Here is an 18,842-nt window from a genome sequence, read left to right on the forward strand (position 1 = left end):
CAGATGTGCGAATATGCAGATGTGCAGATGATGTATGTACAATGTCCGGCATTTATTTGCACATCTGCCCATCTGCACATTATCACCTGTTCATCAGAAATTGAACCCTATGTTCACATAAAACTTCAGCCTTCCATCCTGGTCGTTGTACATGAGCGACACCTCCATTGGCCCCAGGCGGGAGTCGTAGCCTGCCGTAAGGGCATAGCCGCTTAAATATTTATAGCGCGCATCCACATTCCCTTTGAAATCATACAAACCCACACCAATACGGGGCAGCACAAAAATATTCCGGAACAGCTCATGCTGGTAAGCCATTTGCACAAGGGCAGCGCTGGAGGTAATCACCTCTCCTTCATACAGCCCCGGGAACATCAGCTGGTTATGCGCTACCTTGTTTAAACCGCCCAACAGGTACCCGTTTATTAAAGGCTGATCATAATTGAAGTTCATTCCACCGCCCAGGCCTATCTCCAAAGCGCTTCTGCGGCTGAACGGAAAATAATACTTCATCTGCATCATCGCATGCTGGTAGTTGGGAAAATGCAGCCCGGTGCTGTCTGCCGGCACTTCTACACTATTGTGGTACAGGCGGTAATCGGGGTGCTGGTTAAACACCCAGCCGGCCTCCAGCTGCAGGTCCATACCACTGCGGGGATAAACCTTACGGTCCAGCGAGTTAACACCATAATACAGGTAGCTGTTCATCTGGTTGCTGCTGCCTCTTAGCTCTTCTTCCGCTTCAAAAGCAGGGCGGAAGTTAAAATATTCCCAACGTGTGCCTACACCCAGGGTCATCGTTTGTGTAAGCCCATACTGCATATGTATGTTGGCATTTCCATACTTGGTACGGTACTGCTGCTGGCGTATAAAGTCGCGGTACACATTTTGCCCGTTATTCTCAAAGTATAACCCCATCCCAAAACCAAACCTGCGGTTCCAGCCCAGGTATTTGAAATACTCCGCTTCTACTCTTGGATTGTCGCTGATGGCAACGGTTACGAATGAACGGGAATTGGGTACTATAAAATTCCTTTGGGTAATATTTACGATGGCGCTGGCATTGGTAAATGTATTGTATTGCAGCGCAAACTTTACGTAGGTAAGGGCATTTTCCTCTACCTGTATATCCATATGGGCCAATGCGGGGCCATCGGATATGATGCTGTAGGTGATCTCTTTGTAAAAGCGGGTGCCAAACACATTCTGCACAGCCGCCTTTAGCTGGTCGGGATTGTAGCAGCCGCCGGGTTTCAGGCCCAGGCGGCCCCGGAAGAACTTTTCATCTGAATGCACTAACCCGTTTATGGTAATACCGGTCAGCTCTATGTCAGGCACAAAAGGCAGGCGGTTCTTCTGAAACGGTTCGGCAGGCGGGTACAGGGCATTCAGCGAGTCGGCCAGGTGCTTGAACACCGGGTACATTTCACGGCCTTTGCGCTTGCCCATTGCTATAATGGAGTCTACACTGCCAAAGCTGGCAACAGAATAATCTTCCAGGTCGTGGCGGATGTATATATCGCAGGCTTTGCGGGCCTGCTTAAAGTCCATGGCATCTTTGTAAAACCCCAGCTGGTAAATAATGTCCAGCGGGTTGGTTAGCTCGTCGGCTTTACGCAGCCCTCCGCTTACGTTGGAGCCTATTACAATATCGGCGCCCATTTCCTTGGTAGTGAGCACGGGAAAATTGCGTACCACGCCGCCGTCTACCAGCTTGCGGTCGCCTATTTTTACAGCGGTAAAAACAGAGGGAATGGCCATGCTGGCCCGTATGCAGGAAGTGATCTGCCCTGTGTCCAGCGTTACAATTTCGCCGGTAGCTACATCTGTGGCAATACATTTAAAGGGAATGCTGAACTTTGAAAAGTCGTGTATATCGCGTGCGGGCCAGCACAGGCGGGCCAGCTCCAGCCATAGCTGCTCGCCGGTAATCACACCGGATGCCAGCTTGGGCTTGCCGTATTCAAACGGTATCTCAATTATATACTTACCGTATTCGCTTTTCTCTTCGTAGGAAATTTCCTGCAGCGAAGGCTGGTTGGCAAACAGGTTGTCCCAGTCCAGCTTATGGGCCAGGGTTTCAATGGTATCGCCTGAATAGCCCATGGCATACAGCGAACCAACAATGCCGCCCATGCTGGTGCCGGCAAGATAGTCTATTTTTAAACCGGCGCTGTCAATAGCTTCCAGGATGCCTATGTGAGCCAGCCCCCTGGCGCCGCCCCCGCTGAGCGCAAGCCCGATCTTAGGGCGGCCTTTGACCTGCTGGGCCAGTACGGCGGCAGGGATGCTACAAACTGCAAAGAATATAACGACTGGTATTACGCTTAAAAACCTCATAGTGACTGTCCGCCGACGCAAAAAATGTAATGTTCTAAAGTTAAAGTATTCATCTGACAGTAAAGACGGGCACCTGGTTTATTTCCCCTATAAATGATATTAATACTGTAATATTTTTTTATATCTTCTACCCTGTTTTATAAATCCTACGAATGAAAAACACGAAAAACATCTGGCAGGTGATCTTTGCGTCGTCTGCCGGTACCCTTATAGAGTGGTACGACTTTTACATCTTCGGCAGCCTGTCGGCCATTATATCCGAAAAGTTCTTTCCGCCCAGTAATCCTGACCTGGCTTACATAGCCACCCTGGCCACCTTTGCCGTGGGCTTTGTGGTACGGCCTTTCGGCGCGGTTATATTCGGGCGCCTGGGCGACCTGGCCGGCCGTAAATACACTTTCCTGCTTACGCTGCTGATCATGGGCGGCTCTACCTTTGCTATTGGCCTGGTGCCGGATTACAGCCGCATTGGCCTGCTGGCGCCCATTATTGTGCTGCTGCTACGCCTGTTACAGGGCCTGGCCCTGGGCGGTGAATACGGCGGCGCTGCTACCTATGTGGCCGAACATGCGCCCGATAACCGGCGCGGCTACTACACCAGCTTTATACAAACCACGGCTACACTGGGTCTGTTTGTATCACTGGCCGTAATACTGATTACCCGCAATGTTATGAAACCGGATGACTTTAACAGCTGGGGATGGCGTATTCCTTTCCTGCTGTCTGTTGTGCTGGTGATCATGTCGTACTACATCCGTATGCGCCTGCAGGAGTCGCCGCTGTTTGCACAGCTGAAGGCCGAAGGCAAAACCTCCCGCAACCCGCTGAAAGAAAGCTTTGGCAAAAAAGAAAACCTGCGCATGGTGCTGCTGGCCTTATTCGGCGCCACTATGGGGCAAGGTGTGGTATGGTACACCGGGCAGTTTTATGCGCTTTCCTTCCTGCAAAAAACCATGCAGGTAGAGTTTGTGCAATCCAACGTAATTATTGCCATTGCATTGGTACTGGGCACGCCCTTCTTCATTTACTTTGGCGGATTGTCTGATAAGATAGGGCGTAAAAAGATCATGATGGGCGGCTTGCTGCTGGCAGCGCTGGCCTACTACCCTATTTACAAAGCAATGGATAACACGGTTAACCTGCAGCAGAAAAAGGAGCAGACAGCGGCCTACCGCATTGAAAGCAGCCTGCAAAACAATAACGGCATTACCACAGAGGTCACCTCCCGCATACGCAGCTATGACGACGGTACGCGGGTAAAGGAAACCACGACTGTTAAACAGGGTAAAACAGAAACAAAAAAGGAGATTATCCTGAATTACAACGCCATCATCTGGCTGGTGATACTGGTATTTGTGCAGGTGGTGTTTGTAACCATGGCCTATGCGCCGATTGCAGCTTTCCTGGTAGAGCTGTTCCCTACGCGCATCCGGTATACCTCCATGTCGCTGCCCTATCACCTGGGCAATGGCGTGTTTGGCGGGCTGCTACCTACTATATCTACCCTGCTGGTTACGCAAACCGGCAACCACCTGGCAGGACTGATATATCCTATCGGCATAGCGCTGATCTGCTTTGCAGTAGGCGTCGTGTTTATAAAAGAGAGAGGGCTGAATGTTTACACGCCCTAAAATTCACCCAAAGTGCGTTTCCAGCCGGCTCCAGTCCAGCCCGGGGTGTTGCCGGCGCAGCTGCTGCACCTTACGGGCATAGGTTTGCAGGAACTGCCGGTGGCGGGGACTGTCCGGGTTAAAGGGCTTGTGACTGCGGGCGCGAAGCAGGTCCTGTATGGCCTTTAACAGCTGCCGGCTACCGGGGTGAATGCAATGTTGCACAAACTGCTCCCATACATATTGAATGGCTGTTTCGTTGGGATGCACCAGGTCATCTTTATAAAAACGGTAATCGCGCAGGTCATCGATTACCAGCTCATAGGCCGGGAAGTAGAACAGGCGGTCAAACTTGTTCACCAGCTGGTGCACCGCCTGCAGCAGGATGGCCTTGCTGAGGTTATTTTCCACCACGCCATCCCTTACATAACGTACAGGGCTTACCGTGAATATGATATTAATTTGCCTGTTACGGAAAAACAACCGGTGCATCATATTATCCAGCGCGCTGATGATCTCGTCCACCGTGAGCAGCTTTTTGTAAAAAGTGGCCATGGGCACCTTATGGCAGTTGGCTACCAGCTGCCCGGTTTCTTTTAACACATAGGCGTGCGCAGCGCCCAGCGTGATCACCAGCCAGCGGGCTTCTTCAAGGCAGCTGGCCGCTGCTGCCTGCATTGTATTGATGTTTTCCAGCACAGCGGCGGGTGTTAAGGCCGAAAAGCGGCTGTGATGGTCCCAGCTATGCCACAGGTCATCGTGCTGGAAAAGATCTGCGGTTGTATACTGCCTGCCGTCCAGGTAACTGTGTATGGCTTTAGTAATGCTTACCGGGTTATACAGGATGCCGTGCGGGTTTACCATTGCCCTGAACAGGTGCTGCTGCAGCTGTTCGCCCATTTCCTCCGCAAAGCAGGACCCCATCAGCAAAAGCCGGTCTTGATAACCGATGGCCTGTTCCAGGGGAGCAATGGGAAAAGTAAGGCGGAAGTTCATTTTAAGATGATTTATAGATGATTGGCAGCAACTTTCAGCAAGGGCGGAAGGCTAACCTAAAGACCACGATCAAATATTTTCTCTGCCAGCCGCTGCGCCTGTTGCAGGGCCGGTTGATGCAGGGTAAGCGCCTCTCCATGATTGTTGCAGAACTGCAGCAGATTTTCCGTAGCCAGGTTGCCCACCAGGTCGTCCTTGGCCATAGGGCAGCCGCCAATGCCTTTAATGGTGCTGTCGAACCGGCGGCACCCCTGGGCATAAGCTGCTGCTACCTTCTCTTCCCAATTATGCGGGGCAGCGTGAAAGTGCGCGCCAAATTCCACCTGCGGGTATGCCGGTACCAGGGTGGAGAACAGCTGCGTAATGGTGTGCGGATCCGCCACCCCTACTGTGTCGGCCAGCGAAATAATGGATATATCCATTTGGATAAGCTCATCTACCCATTGCATGGCTACGCCCGCGTTATACGGATCGCCATAGGGATTGCCAAACCCCATAGAGATGTATACTACCAGCTGTTTGCTGTTCTTGATGCACAGCTCCTGGAGGGTTTGCACCAGCTCTATTGATTCGGCAATGGTTTTGTTGGTATTGCGCAGCTGAAAGGTTTCTGATATGGAAAAAGGGTAGCCCAGGTAAGTGATTGCCTCATGCATCACTGCTTCCTCTGCCCCGCGCTGGTTAGCCACAATGGCCAGCAGTTTGCTGCTGTTGGCCGGTATATCCAGGCTGGCCAGCACTTCAGCGGTATCGGCCATTTGCGGAATGACTTTGGGCGATACAAAGCTGCCAAAGTCAATAGTATCAAACCCTACCCGCAGCAGGGTATTAAGGTAGCTGATCTTATCGGCCGTGGAAATGGGATGATGCCATCCCTGCATAGCGTCGCGCGGACATTCGATGAGCTTCATAAAACGATTATTTGAAAAGTAAAAAGTAAAAAAGTAAAAACTTGTGTGCTATATATTTACTCGTCTTTCTTACATCATACATCTCACTGCTTACTCATACTTCCTATCTTATACCTCCCACTTTATACTTCATACTCCCAACTGATGCTTCGCACTTTTAATTTTTAATTTTTTACTTTTTATTTTTAACTTTTTTAACTCCGTTGCTTCATAGCTTCGTATAAAATAATACCTGCGGCAACAGATACATTGAATGACTCAAAATTACCGCTCATGGGTATATGAAAAAGCATATCCGCTGCTTTTAACAGGGCCGGGTATACGCCTTTGTCTTCCGAACCCATGATCACGGCCACCGGCTCTTTCAGGTCACAGTCGTATAGTTTGGTTGCGGCTTCCATTTCGCTGGCCATTACCTTAATGCCGTTCAGGTGCAGTGTGTCAATGGCCTTTAACAGGCTGTTCACCCGGCATACCGCTATTTTTTCCAGCGCGCCCGCAGAAGATTTAATGGCTTCTTCGTTTAATGCAGCAATGCCTTTATCCGGTATAATAATGGCCTGCGCGCCGCAGCACACTGCGCTGCGGGCAATGGCGCCTATGTTGCGTACATCGGTAATGCCGTCCAGTACCAGGAACAGCGGCGTAAGGCCCTGGTCGGTGGTGTGGGAAATCACATCCTGCAAATCCAGGTAGCTGATCTGGCCTGTAATGGCAATAACCCCCTGGTGGTTAGCCTGGGTCAGGCTGTTCAGCTTCTCTACCGGAACGCCGTTTATGGGAATGTGATATTGTGCGGCCAGCTGTTTTATCTGCGGAATAATATCGCCGGTAGCGTTGCGCAGCATGTAAATGCGCTCAATGGCCTTGCCCGACTGTATTGCTTCTATCACCGGCTGCCGCCCTATCACCATAGAAGATGCTTTGGGCCTGGGGGCTGCGGGCCGGCGAACGCCATGTTTTCTGAAATCCATGCTGCAAGTTACAAATTAAATGTGCAGATGTGCGGATGTGCAGATATGCAGATGGAAGGATGAGCGAATGGGCGGATGAACGAATGAACGGATGAGCGAATGAACGAATGAACGAATGAACGGATGTGCAGATGATTGCTGCTGTTGTACAGCGCAGGGCGCGTCAGATCTCCCCTTCCAGCTGCATGAGCTTTATTTTCTGTATGGCGGCAATGGAAAGTGAGTCTGTAATCTCATGCCGTTTCACCATCTGGTAAGCCTGCTCAAAGGGTATGCGCTGCACTGTAAGCTGCTCTGTTTCCTCCGGCTGCGGGGCATGCTGCTCCAGGCCGCGGGCCAGGTACACGATCCCTTTTTCGTCTGATACGGAGTTGGAAAGGTGCATGTGAACGATCTCCGTCCACTCGCGCGCTACCAGGCCGGTTTCTTCCAGCAGCTCGCGCTGTGCGGATTGCAGAGGCTCCTGGTCCAGGGGGCCGCCGCCTTCGGGTATTTCCCAGGAAAACTGCTCCAGCGGAAAGCGGTATTGCCCTACCAGGTAAATGCCCCCTTCCTCATCCAGCGCCACCACGCCAATGGCCAGGTTCTTGAAATGCACCACGCCGTAAATGCCTGCGCCGCCATTGGGGTTAATAACCTGGTGCTCCGTAAGCCTTATCCATTTATTATCATACTGTACCTGGCTGGATAGTATTTTCCAGGGGTTATTATGCACTGTTTCCATACTGTAAAAGTATCAAAGGCTCAGATAATAATAATAGTAGCTGTCATCTTTTTCAAAGCCTGTTTTTTCGTACAGTGCCTGCGCGTTTATGTTATGGCTATGGGTTTGCAGCATGATCCATTTGGCCCCGGTAGCCCTTGCCAGGGATTTGGCGGCGTCAATGAGCGCGCGGCCTATTCCCTTGTTGCGGTGCGGTTCCCAAACATACAGGTCGTTCAGCAGCCAGGCGCGCTGCATGCCAACAGAGGTGAACAACGGGTAAAGCTGCACGAAGCCTAGCAGCTCCGCTCCTTCCTCTGCCAGGTAAATAACGCTTTCCTTATTGCGAACGCGGTCTGCCAGGAACGCTGCTGCACCCGGCAGGTCCGGCGCCTGCTCGTAGTGAATGCGGTAGGCGTCGAACAGCACGGCTACGGCGGCAACATCCTGTAAGGTGGCTTCTCGTACTATCATGTCTAAATTTAAGGTTTAATACAAAAAAAAGATGCCCGGTCAGGTAAATACCAACGGGCATGTGTCATACTTCTATCTAAATCGTTCAGATTGAATAGCTCACCTGCGCCTGCTGCAGGTGATGATGTAAATGCACCAGGTAATCCTCCACGATATACCCAAGCGTTACCGGTGCATGGTTGCCTATTTTGCAGGTTTGCTGCAAAGCGGCTGCAGGCATGCGCTGCAACACCCTTACCAGGTGCCGGTTTACTACTGCCCATAGCAGGATGAGCGTTTCCCACTCCGTGTCCTGGTAGCCTTGTGCCGCTACCCAAAAATCCTGCTCATACCCGGGCAGCTCCAGCGGCCCCTGTTGTGCGCGTATAAAACGCTGGTGGTTGTTGAGCGCCGAGTCTACCAGGTGTCCCAGTATCTCCTTTTTACTCCATTTGCCGGGCAACGGTTTGGCGGCTGCTTCGGCCTCCGTAAACCTGCGCAGCTCCGGTACGGCAATGGTTAATGTTTTTTCCAGTCCGCGGGCAGCGGCCTGCGCTGCGTTTTGCTCAACTGAGTTCATAACATTGCGCTTTATTTTTATTCACTGCCGTATTCACCATATAAACCCCCAGCAGCGTTACCAGGCAGGATAAGGCCGTGATCCAGTTCAGCTGCTCGTTCAATATCAGCCATCCCAGCAGCACTGCTACAATGGGATTAATGTAGGCATATACCGATGCCAGCGAAGGCGGCAGGTTGTTCAGCGTATATACGTAGGCGGAATAACCCAGTATAGATCCGAAGAAGATCAGGTACAGCAGGCTGCCCCATAGCTCCCCGGTAAATTCCGCACGGTGAAACTCGCCTGTAATAAAAGAGATCACCAGCATGGTAATGCCGCTGAACAGCATTTCAAAACCGGCTCCGTACAAATAGTTCACTTCCAGCGCCCACTTGGCGGTTAATACAGACCCCATGGACCACGACAGGCAGCTTATCAGCACCAGCATGATACCGAAGCGGAAATCAGGATTCACCAGGTCGGCCAGGTAATCCGAAAAAATGCCTGCCACGCCAATAAACCCGATCAGCATACCGGCCACCAGCAAGGGAGAAACCCGGCTCTTCTGCTGCACCAGGAAAAAGCTGAAGATGGTCATCCAGATGGGTACCGTGGCTGCAATAATGGCTCCCAGCCCGCTGGGAATGTATTGCAGCGCCCAGGTAAGCAGGCCGTTAGCCCCTACCAGCATAAGCATCCCTATCATGAATAAACGCGACAGCACCGCCTTACCCGGCAGCTTATACCCTTTCAATAAAAAAAAACCAACCAGCAGCATGCCCGCCGCGCCCTGCCGTATTCCGGACAGCATAATGCCGTGCATATGCCGCACGCCTATCCTGGCAGCCAGGTAGGTTGTGCCCCAGAAAATGCTTACAATGGCCAGGGCCAGGTATGCTTTTGTGTTTTTGGACTGTGTCATGATGGTGATGCTATCCCGATTTGAGATAGCAAAATTGACACAAAAAATCAATCCAAAACAGATGCAGTTTTCAAAAAACTGACCATATCAGATACCTGTTGAACCAACTATATACGGTTATTACATTCACACAACGCCCGTTTTTACAGATTTGCCAACGGGAATATAGCGCCAACAAAATAAGGAGAATATTACGGCGGATTATCAAACGAATGGGTTAAATCACATCATCACGGATATTTTTTGAGGTTTGTAAAGCACCGTCGTTCAGAACAGCTCCTGTGTGCCATATTTATGCTTCCACTCATGCTCCAGCAGCCATTTCTTCCGCCATATACCGCCTCCAAAACCGGTAAGGGAGCCATTGCTGCCAATTACCCGGTGGCAGGGCACTACAATCGGCAAATGATTGCTGCCGTTAGCTGCGCCTACTGCACGTATGCTTTTAGGATTATTGATCTGCTTTGCCAGCTGCATATACGAAATAGTGGTGCCGTAAGGAATGGTGAGCAGCTGCTGCCATACTGTTTGCTGAAAGGGCGTTCCGCTTTGCTGCATATGAAAGCCAAAAGTACGGCTGCTGCCCGCAAAATACGCATCCAGCTCTTCGATGCACTGCCTGAAAATATCGGGCAGCGTTTGCATGGTAACCAGCGTGCGCGGCTCAAAGAGGATTTCAATAATATGATCATCCGTACCAGTAAGGCCTAACGGGCCAACGGGCGACTGATAAGTGTGATGATAGAGATCCATAGTCAATTACGAATTATTAATTACGAATTACGAATTATCAGTTACAGGTGTTCAACTGTGAAATACAAAGTGTTCCCTGCTATAAGCTACGCATTACCATTTACGAATTACAACAGCGTTATTCATTAACAGACATTGCCACTATTACGCACCACCCAATTCGTAATTGAGCAATTCGTAATTACGCGCCAGCGGTAAGGCTTCTCCACAGATAGAACGTGGCATATGCCGCGTGCTGCCGCCAGTGCGCCGTATAGTCCTTTACCGCCGCAAGCGACGGTTTGGCCGGCAGCTGCAGCTGGCGCCGCAGGGCGTTGTGCAGGCCGGCATCTTCCAGGGGCAAAGCTTCCGGGAAACGGCTGTACTTCATCAGCACATAATTGGCCGACCAGTTGCCGATTCCTTTCCACTGCAACAGGTATTCCCTGGCAGCGCTGTACTCCATTTGCCGCAGCTGCGCTGCGCTTAAACGGCCTTCTGCCATGGCTGTGGCTATACCAATAATATAATGCGCTTTGCTGCGCGAGAACTGCATAGGCAGCAGGTCTTCCGGCCGCAGCCCCGCCACTACAGCCGGATGCGGATAGGTGTAATAGTCCGTGCCGTTTATCTGTGCATGATACCCGAACGCCTCCACAAAACGGCGGCGCAGCGTATACGCAAACGGTAAGCTGATCTGCTGCCCTGTGATGGTCCAGGTAATGGATTCAAACAGGTCCGGTATGCCTATCAGGCGCAGGCCCGGATAATGCTGTACCAGCGGCGCCAGCACGGCGTCCTTTGCGGCAAAGCTGTAAAAGTGCCGCAGGTCGGCATCCAGGTGCAGCCAGTGCGTGAGGAACTGCTGTACCCCTGCCTCATTAACCGGCACCTGCCATGGATTGGTTACCATTACTTCCAGCGCCTGTTTACCGGCGGCCTCCCGCACTGTTAGCAGCAGCGGGGCGCCATCCTGCACCAGCATGCGATGCAGGCAGCCGTCTTTTACAAAATGCAGGCATTCCCTGTCGGAGCGGCCCAGGAACACCAGGCACTCTGCAAAGGAAAACTGCTCAGGATATGCAATGGGAACAGTGATCATGTACTTATGGTTTACAACGCTTGCAGGCGCGGAAACCATTCTTCAGGGCTTCCTCCCGGGTAGCATAAAAAATAACGTTATCGGGCCGCGGGTTGGCAGCACAGGATGGCCGGCAGAAAATGCCGGTTGTTTTTACCGCATTGTAAAAAATGGTATCAAACGCTTTATCCTTGCTGAGCATGGCCTGCAGCATCACAGGATAAGTAAGCGGCGCGCCTTTTTTATAGGTAGCGCGCTCCAGGAAAACGCCATGGTCGTTTTTCAGTGAGTGCTGGTCTTTATCCAGGTAGTCCTTCAGCCAGTTTTTCAGCTGGTAAAAGGCGGCTTTATTCAGGTAACCGTAGCGTTCCCGGCCGGCCTGGTAAATCTTTATCCAGCCGCAGTCTTCCAGCACACCTATGTGCTTTGATACTGCCTGCCGGCTGATATGGCTGAAATGCTCGTTGATCTGGTTTACATTCAGCGGCTGCTGCAATAGCAGCTCCAGTATTTGCCGGCGCACGGGATCAGCAAGACCTTTAAACAATTCATCCATTTGCGCAACTTTACGGTTGCTCTAAATTAATGCAACTTTTAAATTGCGCAAATTATTTTTGATGTTATTGCTATTGGATGTTATCGCCCCTTGGTATGAATGATGCGGCTGCTGATGGAATTACTGGTTTCATTGATAAACACAGAACCGGTTGAACATTATTTAGAACGTTCAACCGGTTCAATGCAAAAATTATATCAGCGCGGCTGCGGCAGCGTTCTTGTCGTGATCACAATCCGGTTCCAGCCGTTGATAGTTACTATCAGCATTATCAGCTGCAGCAGCTCTTTTTCAGAAAAATGCCGGGCGGCTTCATTGTACACATCATCCGGCACATGGGTAGCCGACACTAATGTCATAGCTTCTGTAAGCGCCAGGGCAGCCCGTTCCCTGTCGGTAAAGAAGGGCGCATCCCGCCAGCCGGCCAGGGTGTACAGGCGCTGCTCTGTTTCCCCATGTTTGCGGGCGTCAAAGGCGTGCATATCCAGGCAAAAAGCACAGCCGTTGATCTGCGATGCCCGTATCTTCACCAGCTCCATCAGCTTCTTGTCCAGGTCACTGTTACGTACATAGGTTTCTAAAGCGCTCATTGCCTTATAGGCTTCCGGGTCAACGGTTTTCCATTGCATTCTTGTTTCCATTTGTTCCTGATTTTGTATGTATGCAAAATAACAGCAAACTACATCACCAAAACAGATACAGAATTTGTTATTTTTAAGCATAACAGATAAGCTTATGCCTAAAACCGATGATTTCCTGTACCAGCAGCTGGCCGGCAAGCTGGAAAAGCTGATTGAAAAAGGAATATATGCCGTTGGCGATAAACTGCCCTCTGTACGGGAGCTGCACCTGGAACATCATGTAAGCATCAGTACTGCATTACAGGTATATATGCAGCTGGAGAAAAAAGGATGGATAACCGCCCGCGAACGCTCCGGTTATTATGTGCAGTACCCGCAGCAGCGGCGGTTGCAGCTGCCCGCCATCAGCACACCTGGCTCCGCTCCTTCCACCGTGCAGGTGAATGAAAAAGTACAGCGCATCCGCGACGGGCGCCGTTACAAAAATGTGATACCGCTGGATGCAGCCGCGCCGCCGAATGAGCTGTTCCCGTTGAACAAGCTGCATAAAGCGCTGCTGCATTCGGTACGCGCCCACCGGTCGCTATGCGTGAATTACAGTGATCTCAATGGTTATGAGCCGCTGCGCAAGGTGATTGCCCGCAGTACGCTCAGCTGGAAACAAACCATTAACCCTGCAGATATTATTATTACCAACGGCTGCATGGAAGCCATCAGCCTGTGCCTGCGGGCCGTGGCCAAACCGGGCGATACCATTGCCATAGAGTCGCCCACTTTTTTCGGCCTGTTAATGACCATTGAAAGCCTGGGCATGAAAGCGCTGGAAATACCTACCGACCCGGTAAGCGGCATTTCGCTGGAAAAGCTGGAGCAGGCCTTCCGCAAAAAGCAGGTAAAAGCCTGCCTGCTCATCAGCAATTATAATAATCCTTTAGGCAGCTGCATGCCCGCCGCCGCCAAAAAAGCGCTGGCGCAGCTGCTGCACAAATACCAGCTACCATTAATAGAAGATGATGCTTTTGGCGAGCTGCATCACGGTCCCGACAGGCCTGCTACCATAAAAGCGTTTGACCGTGATGGCTGGGTATTGCACTGCTCCTCCTTTTCCAAATGGCTGGCGCCCGGCTACCGCCTGGGATGGGTAATGCCGGGGCGTTACTTTGCCAGGGTTGAACAGCTGAAATTCATGACCACCTTTTCTACCGGCCTGCTGCCGCAGCTGGCCGTACACAGCTACCTGGAGCAGCAGCGCCCCGACCTGCACCTGAAACAGCTGCGGCAGGCCCTGGCATTGCAAACGCAGCAAATGGCGCAGGCCATTCAACAATATTTTCCGGCCGATACGCAGCTTACCTGCCCCGAAGGCGCTTTTAATATGTGGGTGGTGTGCAGCAAAAAAACCGATACCTGGGAGCTGCACCGGCAGGCAGAAGCGCACCGCATCAGCATTATGCCCGGCACCTTATTCACCAGCCGGCAGCAATACAAGCATTGTATGCGCATCAGCGCCGCCCTGCCCTGGAACGATGACCTGGCAAGGGCTGTGCAGACAGTCGGAAAGCTGATCCGGAGAATTAATAATTAATAATGAATAATTAATAGCCGGCATGGTTCAAAAAGGGCGCCGGTGCTTCCAGGCACCAGCGCCCTTTATTATTCATTATTCATTCTTAATTATTAATTATTAGCGCGGCGGTGCGACAGTTTAAAAATAGCAAACTGGTGATGCGCTTCATGCAGCAGGAAAAACTCCACCCAGTCCTGTATGTTCAGGCGGCCGTAGCTTTTGTGCACGCCTACCCGCTGCAGCTGCGCTTCTGTAAGGCTTTGCAGCAGCTGTATGATCTTTTGCCGGTCGGTTTCCAGCTCTTCCAGCAGGGTATTGATGGATTGCCGGCGCCAGTACAGGAATACCGGATCATCATCGCCTACATACGGCTCAAACAGCGGCTCCGGCGTGTCCAGTATGCGGTACACCCGGTCCAGGAACGCCGGCTGATAGCTTACCAGGTGCGCTACCTGCTCCTGCACCGACCATTTGCCGGGCTGCGGCTGCGCTAACAGCTGCTCCTGCGTTAAAGCAGCTATCATGGGTGATAATGCCTGGTGCTGGTTCAACAGGCGTTCCAGTAACGATGGATAGAACATATTGGCGAAAGGAGTTAAAAATATGACTACAAAATAAGTGGTTTACGCGATGCCAAAACAGATACAGTTTTAGTAATTTTGACCAGATCAGATTTTTACGCCATGTTAAAGACCGCGGAACATTTATACCTGCAGATAGCAGACCGTATAGAACAGCTGATAGAAAAAGAGGTGCTGAAAATAGGCGACAAGCTGCCTTCTGTGCGCATGCTCAGTAAAGAGCAGGGTGTAAGCCTCAGCACCGCTTTCCAGGCCTACTACCACCTGGAAGCCAAGGGGCTGATAGAGCCAAGGCCCAAATCGGGCTACTACGTACGGTTTAGCCCCCGTAAGCTGCGCGACATTCCCAAAACCTGCGAGCCGGTGAAAAAAGCCGCTGAAGTAACGGTACATGAAATGATAGACCGCGTGTTTGCGCATATGGCGGCAGATAATGTGCTGAAGTTTTCCATTGCCGCTGCTGCAGATAGCCTGCTGCCGGCCGCCAAAATATCCAAATCAATGGTACAGGCGCTGCGCAATATGCCTGGTAATGGCATCGGGTATGAGTCTATACAGGGAAACCTGCAGCTAAGGCGGCAGATTGCCCGCATGAGCATACTGTGGGGCGGCGTTGTGAGTGAGGAAGATGTGGTAACCACCAACGGCTGTACCGATGCGCTCACCTTAAGCCTTTGCGCGGTAACACAGCCCGGCGATACCATTGCGCTGGAAAGCCCCTCCTACTACGGCTCCCTTCAGCTGGCCGCCAGCCTGGGCTTAAAGGTACTGGAGGTGCCAACAAACCCGGTTACCGGCGTAGACCTGGATTACCTGGATAAAGCCATTCCCCGCCACAACATTAAGGCCTGCCTGTTTGTAACCAACTTTAATAACCCGCTGGGTTCCTGTATGCCAGACACGCATAAACGCGAGCTGGTACGTATACACGAAAAATATGGCATTCCTTTAATTGAGGATGATATTTACGGCGACATCTACTTTGGCAGGGAACGGCCCGCTCTGTGCAAAACCTTTGATGAAAGCGGCATTGTGCTGGCCTGCAACTCCTTCTCCAAATCCCTGGCGCCGGGCTATCGTGTAGGCTGGACGCTGCCAGGCAGGTATAAGGAAAAAGTGCTGCGCCTTAAACGCAACCACTCCATTGCCTGCGCCTCCCTTCCCCACGCAGCGGTAGCGCATTTCCTGGAAAACGGGCGTTATGAGCACCACCTGCGCAGCATGCGCAAACAGCTGCACACCCAAAGCCTGCGCTACCTGCAGGCCGTAGCCGATTATTTTCCTGAAGACACCCTGGTAACAAGGCCCATGGGCGGCTTTGTATTATGGCTGGCCCTGAATGAGAACATTAATACCTACGAGCTGTATGAGCTGGCCCTGAAAAACAGGATCAGCTTTGCGCCAGGCCGCATCTTCTCCCTGCAGGACCGTTACCGTAACTGCATGCGCCTGAGCTACGGCAACCCGTGGAGCAAACAGGTAGAAGAAGGCATTAAAACACTGGGAAAGCTGATCCGTAAACTCAGGGGATAAAGACCTTCTTTTTATGGAACAGTAACTGCAATCGCCTCATTATAATTATACCTGTTGGTACCCTCCACGCTGTAATTAATGCGGGCGCCTGCACGGAGATAATACGTTGCATTCGTGTAAGGCAATGCCGGCGTTGTTACGGTAAGCGTTTGCCCCAATGCGTCATTTGGATTATTAACCGCAACCGTATACCGGGAGTCGTAGTTATTATCGCCTACATTAAAGCTTGAAGAGTTTACATACAGGTAAATATTGGTACATTCCTGCTGAAAAGCAGGATCTGTAGTGCCTCTTTCCACCTTGAACTGCACTGTTATGGTATGATCGCTGTTAACAACAGGCTTGCCGATCCATGATATAACCAGGAACGGCACCACCGTAAAGTTTTGCGTTACAGTACCGTTCATATTAACCGTAACACTCCCGTTGCGGGTAGTATCGCCGTTACTGTCTGTTAAAACAAGCGGAACAAAAGGTCCCAGCGGCGTTACATTGTAGGTGCCCGGCGGCACCATGTTACATGCAAACACGCCATCCTGGTTGCAGGTAAAATACCAGGGGGTGGGACTGGCCTTGTAGCTGATGTCCAGCATTCTGAAACGCACGCCGTTATCGCCGATCTGCGTTTGCAGGCCCTGCCCGGTAATGGAGTCTGTAATGCTCCCTTTCAGCGTCATACCGGGTTTGTCGTAATTGTCATATTTCGTGCAGGCCGCAAAAGATAGCAGGCCCAGTATGCTAAAAATGATATAATGTAGTTTCATCTTCCTGAATTGAATGAATAAAAAAGATCAATACCCTGGATTCTGCACCATCTTGGTGCTTGTTGAAATAGCTGCACCCGGTATTTCCTGGTAATACCACCTTGTATCAAAGGTGTAGGTATTCCCGGTTTCGTCGTAGCGCGCGTCAAAAAAGTACTTTCCTGCATAATCAGCATAAAAAGGCATTAATGTACGCCAGCGGGTGTTTGATTGCTCATTGGCTATGATCCTCCAGCGTTTCAGGTCCCACCAGGTCTTATTTTCAAAGGCCAGCTCTTTACGGCGTTCCTTACGCACGGCATTGATGAAAGTACTTACGGAAGATTTTTCCTCCCCGGTAAGCAGCGTTGCGCCGGCCCTTGTTCTTATCTTATCTATACAATCATACGCAACGCCCAGGAAGGTGGAATTACCTAAGGATGCCAACTCGGCCGCTGCTTCAGCGCGCGTCAGCAACACCTCTGCATAACGCATTTCAAGCCAGGGCTGATCTGACCTGTTCTCCAGCACCTGGTCCTGGGTCATGCTTTCATTCAGCCACTTCCTGATGGAAAAACCTGACATTGCACAGGTTCTGTCGCCGTAAAAAACACCGCTTGCGCCTGCAGGGTTCATCTTTGTACCGTCATGAAGCGTGTAAGCGGTTTGGCTGCCGCTTGAAGAAGTAACCAGCGCATTGGCGCTGCCGGAATTTTCATATTTCACCGTGCTCCCTTCCGGAATAAGCCGGCTAATGGAGGTAGTGGAAGTTCCCTTATAAATTCCCCTCCAGATCTGGCAGGGTACGCCTTTAAACAGGTCGCCCGGCAGTATCACGGTGGCTCTTAACCTTGGTTCTGCCGTAGCAAAGAAGTCCATTGTGTTGTTATACAGCCTATACGTTCCGTCGGGATTATATACATTCAAATGGCCGTTGGCATCCTTATCCATCCCGTCGAACATTTCAACAAAGTTCAGTGTAGGGTTGGTTTCGGATGAGTACCCGTTAGCGCCCTTATACTGCGCAGGCACATTGTAGGCGTCGTAGCCGTGCACTGATTCGGGATAACCGTATTCCCTTACGAAAATGGCTTCGGAGCTGGTTGGTTTGGAAAACAGGTTCAGGTAGTTCTTGTACTGCGCCTCAAGATCATTTGCCGCCCATTCGTTCATGTACAGCGAATATCCGCCCCCGTCTACCGCAACAGATGCTTCATATGCCTGGGTAAAGAAATTCTGCGCAAGGCTGGCGTTCATGCCGCATAAACGTATGCCGCCGCTGGTTAAGTTAGTGGTATTGTATTTGGCTATTGAGCCTGCATGCAGCATGGCGCGGGCTTTAAAAGCATACGCCGCATATTTATTGGCGCGGCCTACCTGGTTTTTTACCGGCAGCAGCGCTATAGCGCTGTCAAAGTCGTTAGCAACCTGTTTCCAGGTATCTTCTTCAGATGAACGGGCAATATCAATATCCTTGATGGATTCATCAGGATAGTTGAGCACGCGTGTTACCAGCGGCACGCCGCCGTAGCGCTTTGCCAGCGCGTAATAGGTAAATGCGCGGATGAAATAGCATTCGCCTTTGTACATGTTCACATCCTCCGGCGAATACAGGCTGGCATAGTTGCCAATGTTTTGCAGGAAATAGTTGCACTCCCTTATCAGCCCATAAAAATCACTCCAGGTATCACCATAATCGGTGGATGTGGCTTCCGTGATGGAGCCGTTTACTTCGCGGCATATTGCCTCACCTGTCATGGAAGAAGGCACTCTTAATACCCAAAAGAAATTGAAAAGCCGCTCAGGCCCGTAACGGAAGTCTTCCATGGGCATTTCGCTGTATATCCTGGCCATATACGATTTAAGGCCTGCTTCAGAGCCAAAAATGGTTTTATCCTGTATGATATTGGTTGGCGAAATATCCAGCTTGGTACATGAAATCACCGAAAGCCCCGCTATGAATAAGATGATATATTTGAACGTTTTCATGATCAGTG

Annotated in this window: 18 protein-coding genes; 3 read left to right on the top strand and 15 right to left on the bottom strand. The window is 51.1% G+C overall.

Going from position 1 to position 18,842, the window contains the following annotated elements; genetic code table 11:
- Positions 1-93: 93 nt before the first annotated feature.
- On the bottom strand, positions 94-2,340 hold the full coding sequence (locus tag VFS25_RS19925; RefSeq protein ID WP_326463935.1) for a patatin-like phospholipase family protein: 2,247 nt from the start codon (positions 2,338-2,340) through the stop codon (positions 94-96).
- Between the two features lie 152 nt (positions 2,341-2,492).
- On the opposite strand from VFS25_RS19925, the gene VFS25_RS19930 reads away from it, so the two are divergent.
- Positions 2,493-3,971 carry an MFS transporter gene (locus VFS25_RS19930; RefSeq protein ID WP_326463936.1) on the top strand — a complete coding sequence of 493 codons (1,479 nt, stop codon included), beginning with the start codon at positions 2,493-2,495 and terminating at the stop codon, positions 3,969-3,971.
- Positions 3,972-3,974: 3 nt separating this feature from the next.
- Here VFS25_RS19930 and VFS25_RS19935 read toward each other — a convergent pair whose 3' ends face one another.
- From VFS25_RS19935 to VFS25_RS19985, 11 genes are all read right to left on the bottom strand, one after another.
- Positions 3,975-4,946 carry a GSCFA domain-containing protein gene (locus VFS25_RS19935; protein WP_326463937.1) on the bottom strand — a complete coding sequence of 324 codons (972 nt, stop codon included), beginning with the start codon at positions 4,944-4,946 and terminating at the stop codon, positions 3,975-3,977.
- 56 nt (positions 4,947-5,002) lie between these two features.
- Positions 5,003-5,857, bottom strand: coding sequence for a hydroxymethylglutaryl-CoA lyase (locus VFS25_RS19940; RefSeq protein ID WP_326463938.1), 855 nt, complete (start codon positions 5,855-5,857; stop codon positions 5,003-5,005).
- A 194-nt stretch (positions 5,858-6,051) separates the two neighbouring features.
- Positions 6,052-6,831, bottom strand: a complete 780-nt coding sequence (gene rlmB / locus VFS25_RS19945; RefSeq protein WP_326463939.1) for a 23S rRNA (guanosine(2251)-2'-O)-methyltransferase RlmB — start codon at positions 6,829-6,831, stop codon at positions 6,052-6,054.
- A 163-nt stretch (positions 6,832-6,994) separates the two neighbouring features.
- The gene (locus VFS25_RS19950; RefSeq protein WP_326463940.1) at positions 6,995-7,555 is read right to left on the bottom strand and encodes an NUDIX hydrolase; all 561 of its coding nucleotides are present in this window, start codon (positions 7,553-7,555) and stop codon (positions 6,995-6,997) included.
- A 12-nt stretch (positions 7,556-7,567) separates the two neighbouring features.
- Positions 7,568-8,008 carry a GNAT family N-acetyltransferase gene (locus VFS25_RS19955; protein ID WP_326463941.1) on the bottom strand — a complete coding sequence of 147 codons (441 nt, stop codon included), beginning with the start codon at positions 8,006-8,008 and terminating at the stop codon, positions 7,568-7,570.
- Between the two features lie 85 nt (positions 8,009-8,093).
- Complete coding sequence (locus VFS25_RS19960) at positions 8,094-8,567, bottom strand: DinB family protein (RefSeq protein ID WP_326463942.1); 474 nt, start codon at positions 8,565-8,567, stop codon at positions 8,094-8,096.
- Positions 8,554-9,471, bottom strand: a complete 918-nt coding sequence (locus tag VFS25_RS19965; protein ID WP_326463943.1) for an EamA family transporter — start codon at positions 9,469-9,471, stop codon at positions 8,554-8,556. Before VFS25_RS19965 ends, VFS25_RS19960 begins: the two co-directional genes overlap by 14 nt.
- A 267-nt stretch (positions 9,472-9,738) precedes the next feature.
- Positions 9,739-10,224: a methylated-DNA--[protein]-cysteine S-methyltransferase gene (locus VFS25_RS19970; protein ID WP_326463944.1), complete on the bottom strand. Its 486-nt coding sequence runs from the start codon at positions 10,222-10,224 to the stop codon at positions 9,739-9,741.
- A 181-nt stretch (positions 10,225-10,405) separates the two neighbouring features.
- Entirely contained in the window at positions 10,406-11,305 is a 900-nt protein-coding gene (locus VFS25_RS19975) for a DNA-3-methyladenine glycosylase family protein (RefSeq protein ID WP_326463945.1), read from the bottom strand.
- A gap of 4 nt (positions 11,306-11,309) precedes the next feature.
- Positions 11,310-11,840 (bottom strand): metalloregulator ArsR/SmtB family transcription factor, encoded by a 531-nt coding sequence (locus VFS25_RS19980; protein ID WP_326463946.1) that lies wholly within the window; start codon positions 11,838-11,840, stop codon positions 11,310-11,312.
- A gap of 197 nt (positions 11,841-12,037) precedes the next feature.
- Complete coding sequence (locus VFS25_RS19985) at positions 12,038-12,481, bottom strand: carboxymuconolactone decarboxylase family protein (RefSeq protein WP_326463947.1); 444 nt, start codon at positions 12,479-12,481, stop codon at positions 12,038-12,040.
- Positions 12,482-12,575: 94 nt separating this feature from the next.
- Here VFS25_RS19985 and VFS25_RS19990 point away from each other — a divergent pair, with 94 nt between their 5' ends.
- Positions 12,576-14,006: a PLP-dependent aminotransferase family protein gene (locus tag VFS25_RS19990; protein ID WP_326463948.1), complete on the top strand. Its 1,431-nt coding sequence runs from the start codon at positions 12,576-12,578 to the stop codon at positions 14,004-14,006.
- A 92-nt stretch (positions 14,007-14,098) separates the two neighbouring features.
- Here the strand turns inward: VFS25_RS19990 and VFS25_RS19995 are convergent, their stop codons facing one another.
- Positions 14,099-14,569 carry a DinB family protein gene (locus VFS25_RS19995; protein WP_326463949.1) on the bottom strand — a complete coding sequence of 157 codons (471 nt, stop codon included), beginning with the start codon at positions 14,567-14,569 and terminating at the stop codon, positions 14,099-14,101.
- Positions 14,570-14,671: 102 nt separating this feature from the next.
- On the opposite strand from VFS25_RS19995, the gene VFS25_RS20000 reads away from it, so the two are divergent.
- Positions 14,672-16,102: a PLP-dependent aminotransferase family protein gene (locus tag VFS25_RS20000; protein ID WP_326463950.1), complete on the top strand. Its 1,431-nt coding sequence runs from the start codon at positions 14,672-14,674 to the stop codon at positions 16,100-16,102.
- Positions 16,103-16,113: 11 nt separating this feature from the next.
- On the opposite strand, the gene VFS25_RS20005 is transcribed toward VFS25_RS20000, so the two are convergent.
- The gene (locus tag VFS25_RS20005; RefSeq protein ID WP_326463951.1) at positions 16,114-16,866 is read right to left on the bottom strand and encodes a DUF3823 domain-containing protein; all 753 of its coding nucleotides are present in this window, start codon (positions 16,864-16,866) and stop codon (positions 16,114-16,116) included.
- 27 nt (positions 16,867-16,893) lie between these two features.
- On the bottom strand, positions 16,894-18,834 hold the full coding sequence (locus tag VFS25_RS20010; protein ID WP_326463952.1) for a RagB/SusD family nutrient uptake outer membrane protein: 1,941 nt from the start codon (positions 18,832-18,834) through the stop codon (positions 16,894-16,896).
- Positions 18,835-18,842: the final 8 nt, after the last annotated feature.

The organism is Chitinophaga sp., assembly GCF_035761305.1.
GTDB lineage: Bacteria > Bacteroidota > Bacteroidia > Chitinophagales > Chitinophagaceae > Chitinophaga.

Coding starts and splice junctions, on each gene's coding strand:
- VFS25_RS19995 (WP_326463949.1), bottom strand. CDS start 14,569: ATGTTCTATCCATCGTTACTGGAACGCCTGTTGAACCAGCACCAGGCA.
- VFS25_RS19975 (WP_326463945.1), bottom strand. CDS start 11,305: ATGATCACTGTTCCCATTGCATATCCTGAGCAGTTTTCCTTTGCAGAG.
- rlmB (WP_326463939.1), bottom strand. CDS start 6,831: ATGGATTTCAGAAAACATGGCGTTCGCCGGCCCGCAGCCCCCAGGCCC.
- VFS25_RS19930 (WP_326463936.1), top strand. CDS start 2,493: ATGAAAAACACGAAAAACATCTGGCAGGTGATCTTTGCGTCGTCTGCC.
- VFS25_RS19965 (WP_326463943.1), bottom strand. CDS start 9,471: ATGACACAGTCCAAAAACACAAAAGCATACCTGGCCCTGGCCATTGTA.
- VFS25_RS19925 (WP_326463935.1), bottom strand. CDS start 2,340: ATGAGGTTTTTAAGCGTAATACCAGTCGTTATATTCTTTGCAGTTTGT.
- VFS25_RS19990 (WP_326463948.1), top strand. CDS start 12,576: ATGCCTAAAACCGATGATTTCCTGTACCAGCAGCTGGCCGGCAAGCTG.
- VFS25_RS20010 (WP_326463952.1), bottom strand. CDS start 18,834: ATGAAAACGTTCAAATATATCATCTTATTCATAGCGGGGCTTTCGGTG.
- VFS25_RS19955 (WP_326463941.1), bottom strand. CDS start 8,008: ATGATAGTACGAGAAGCCACCTTACAGGATGTTGCCGCCGTAGCCGTG.
- VFS25_RS19985 (WP_326463947.1), bottom strand. CDS start 12,481: ATGGAAACAAGAATGCAATGGAAAACCGTTGACCCGGAAGCCTATAAG.
- VFS25_RS19960 (WP_326463942.1), bottom strand. CDS start 8,567: ATGAACTCAGTTGAGCAAAACGCAGCGCAGGCCGCTGCCCGCGGACTG.
- VFS25_RS19980 (WP_326463946.1), bottom strand. CDS start 11,840: ATGGATGAATTGTTTAAAGGTCTTGCTGATCCCGTGCGCCGGCAAATA.
- VFS25_RS19940 (WP_326463938.1), bottom strand. CDS start 5,857: ATGAAGCTCATCGAATGTCCGCGCGACGCTATGCAGGGATGGCATCAT.
- VFS25_RS19935 (WP_326463937.1), bottom strand. CDS start 4,946: ATGAACTTCCGCCTTACTTTTCCCATTGCTCCCCTGGAACAGGCCATC.
- VFS25_RS19950 (WP_326463940.1), bottom strand. CDS start 7,555: ATGGAAACAGTGCATAATAACCCCTGGAAAATACTATCCAGCCAGGTA.
- VFS25_RS19970 (WP_326463944.1), bottom strand. CDS start 10,224: ATGGATCTCTATCATCACACTTATCAGTCGCCCGTTGGCCCGTTAGGC.
- VFS25_RS20005 (WP_326463951.1), bottom strand. CDS start 16,866: ATGAAACTACATTATATCATTTTTAGCATACTGGGCCTGCTATCTTTT.
- VFS25_RS20000 (WP_326463950.1), top strand. CDS start 14,672: ATGTTAAAGACCGCGGAACATTTATACCTGCAGATAGCAGACCGTATA.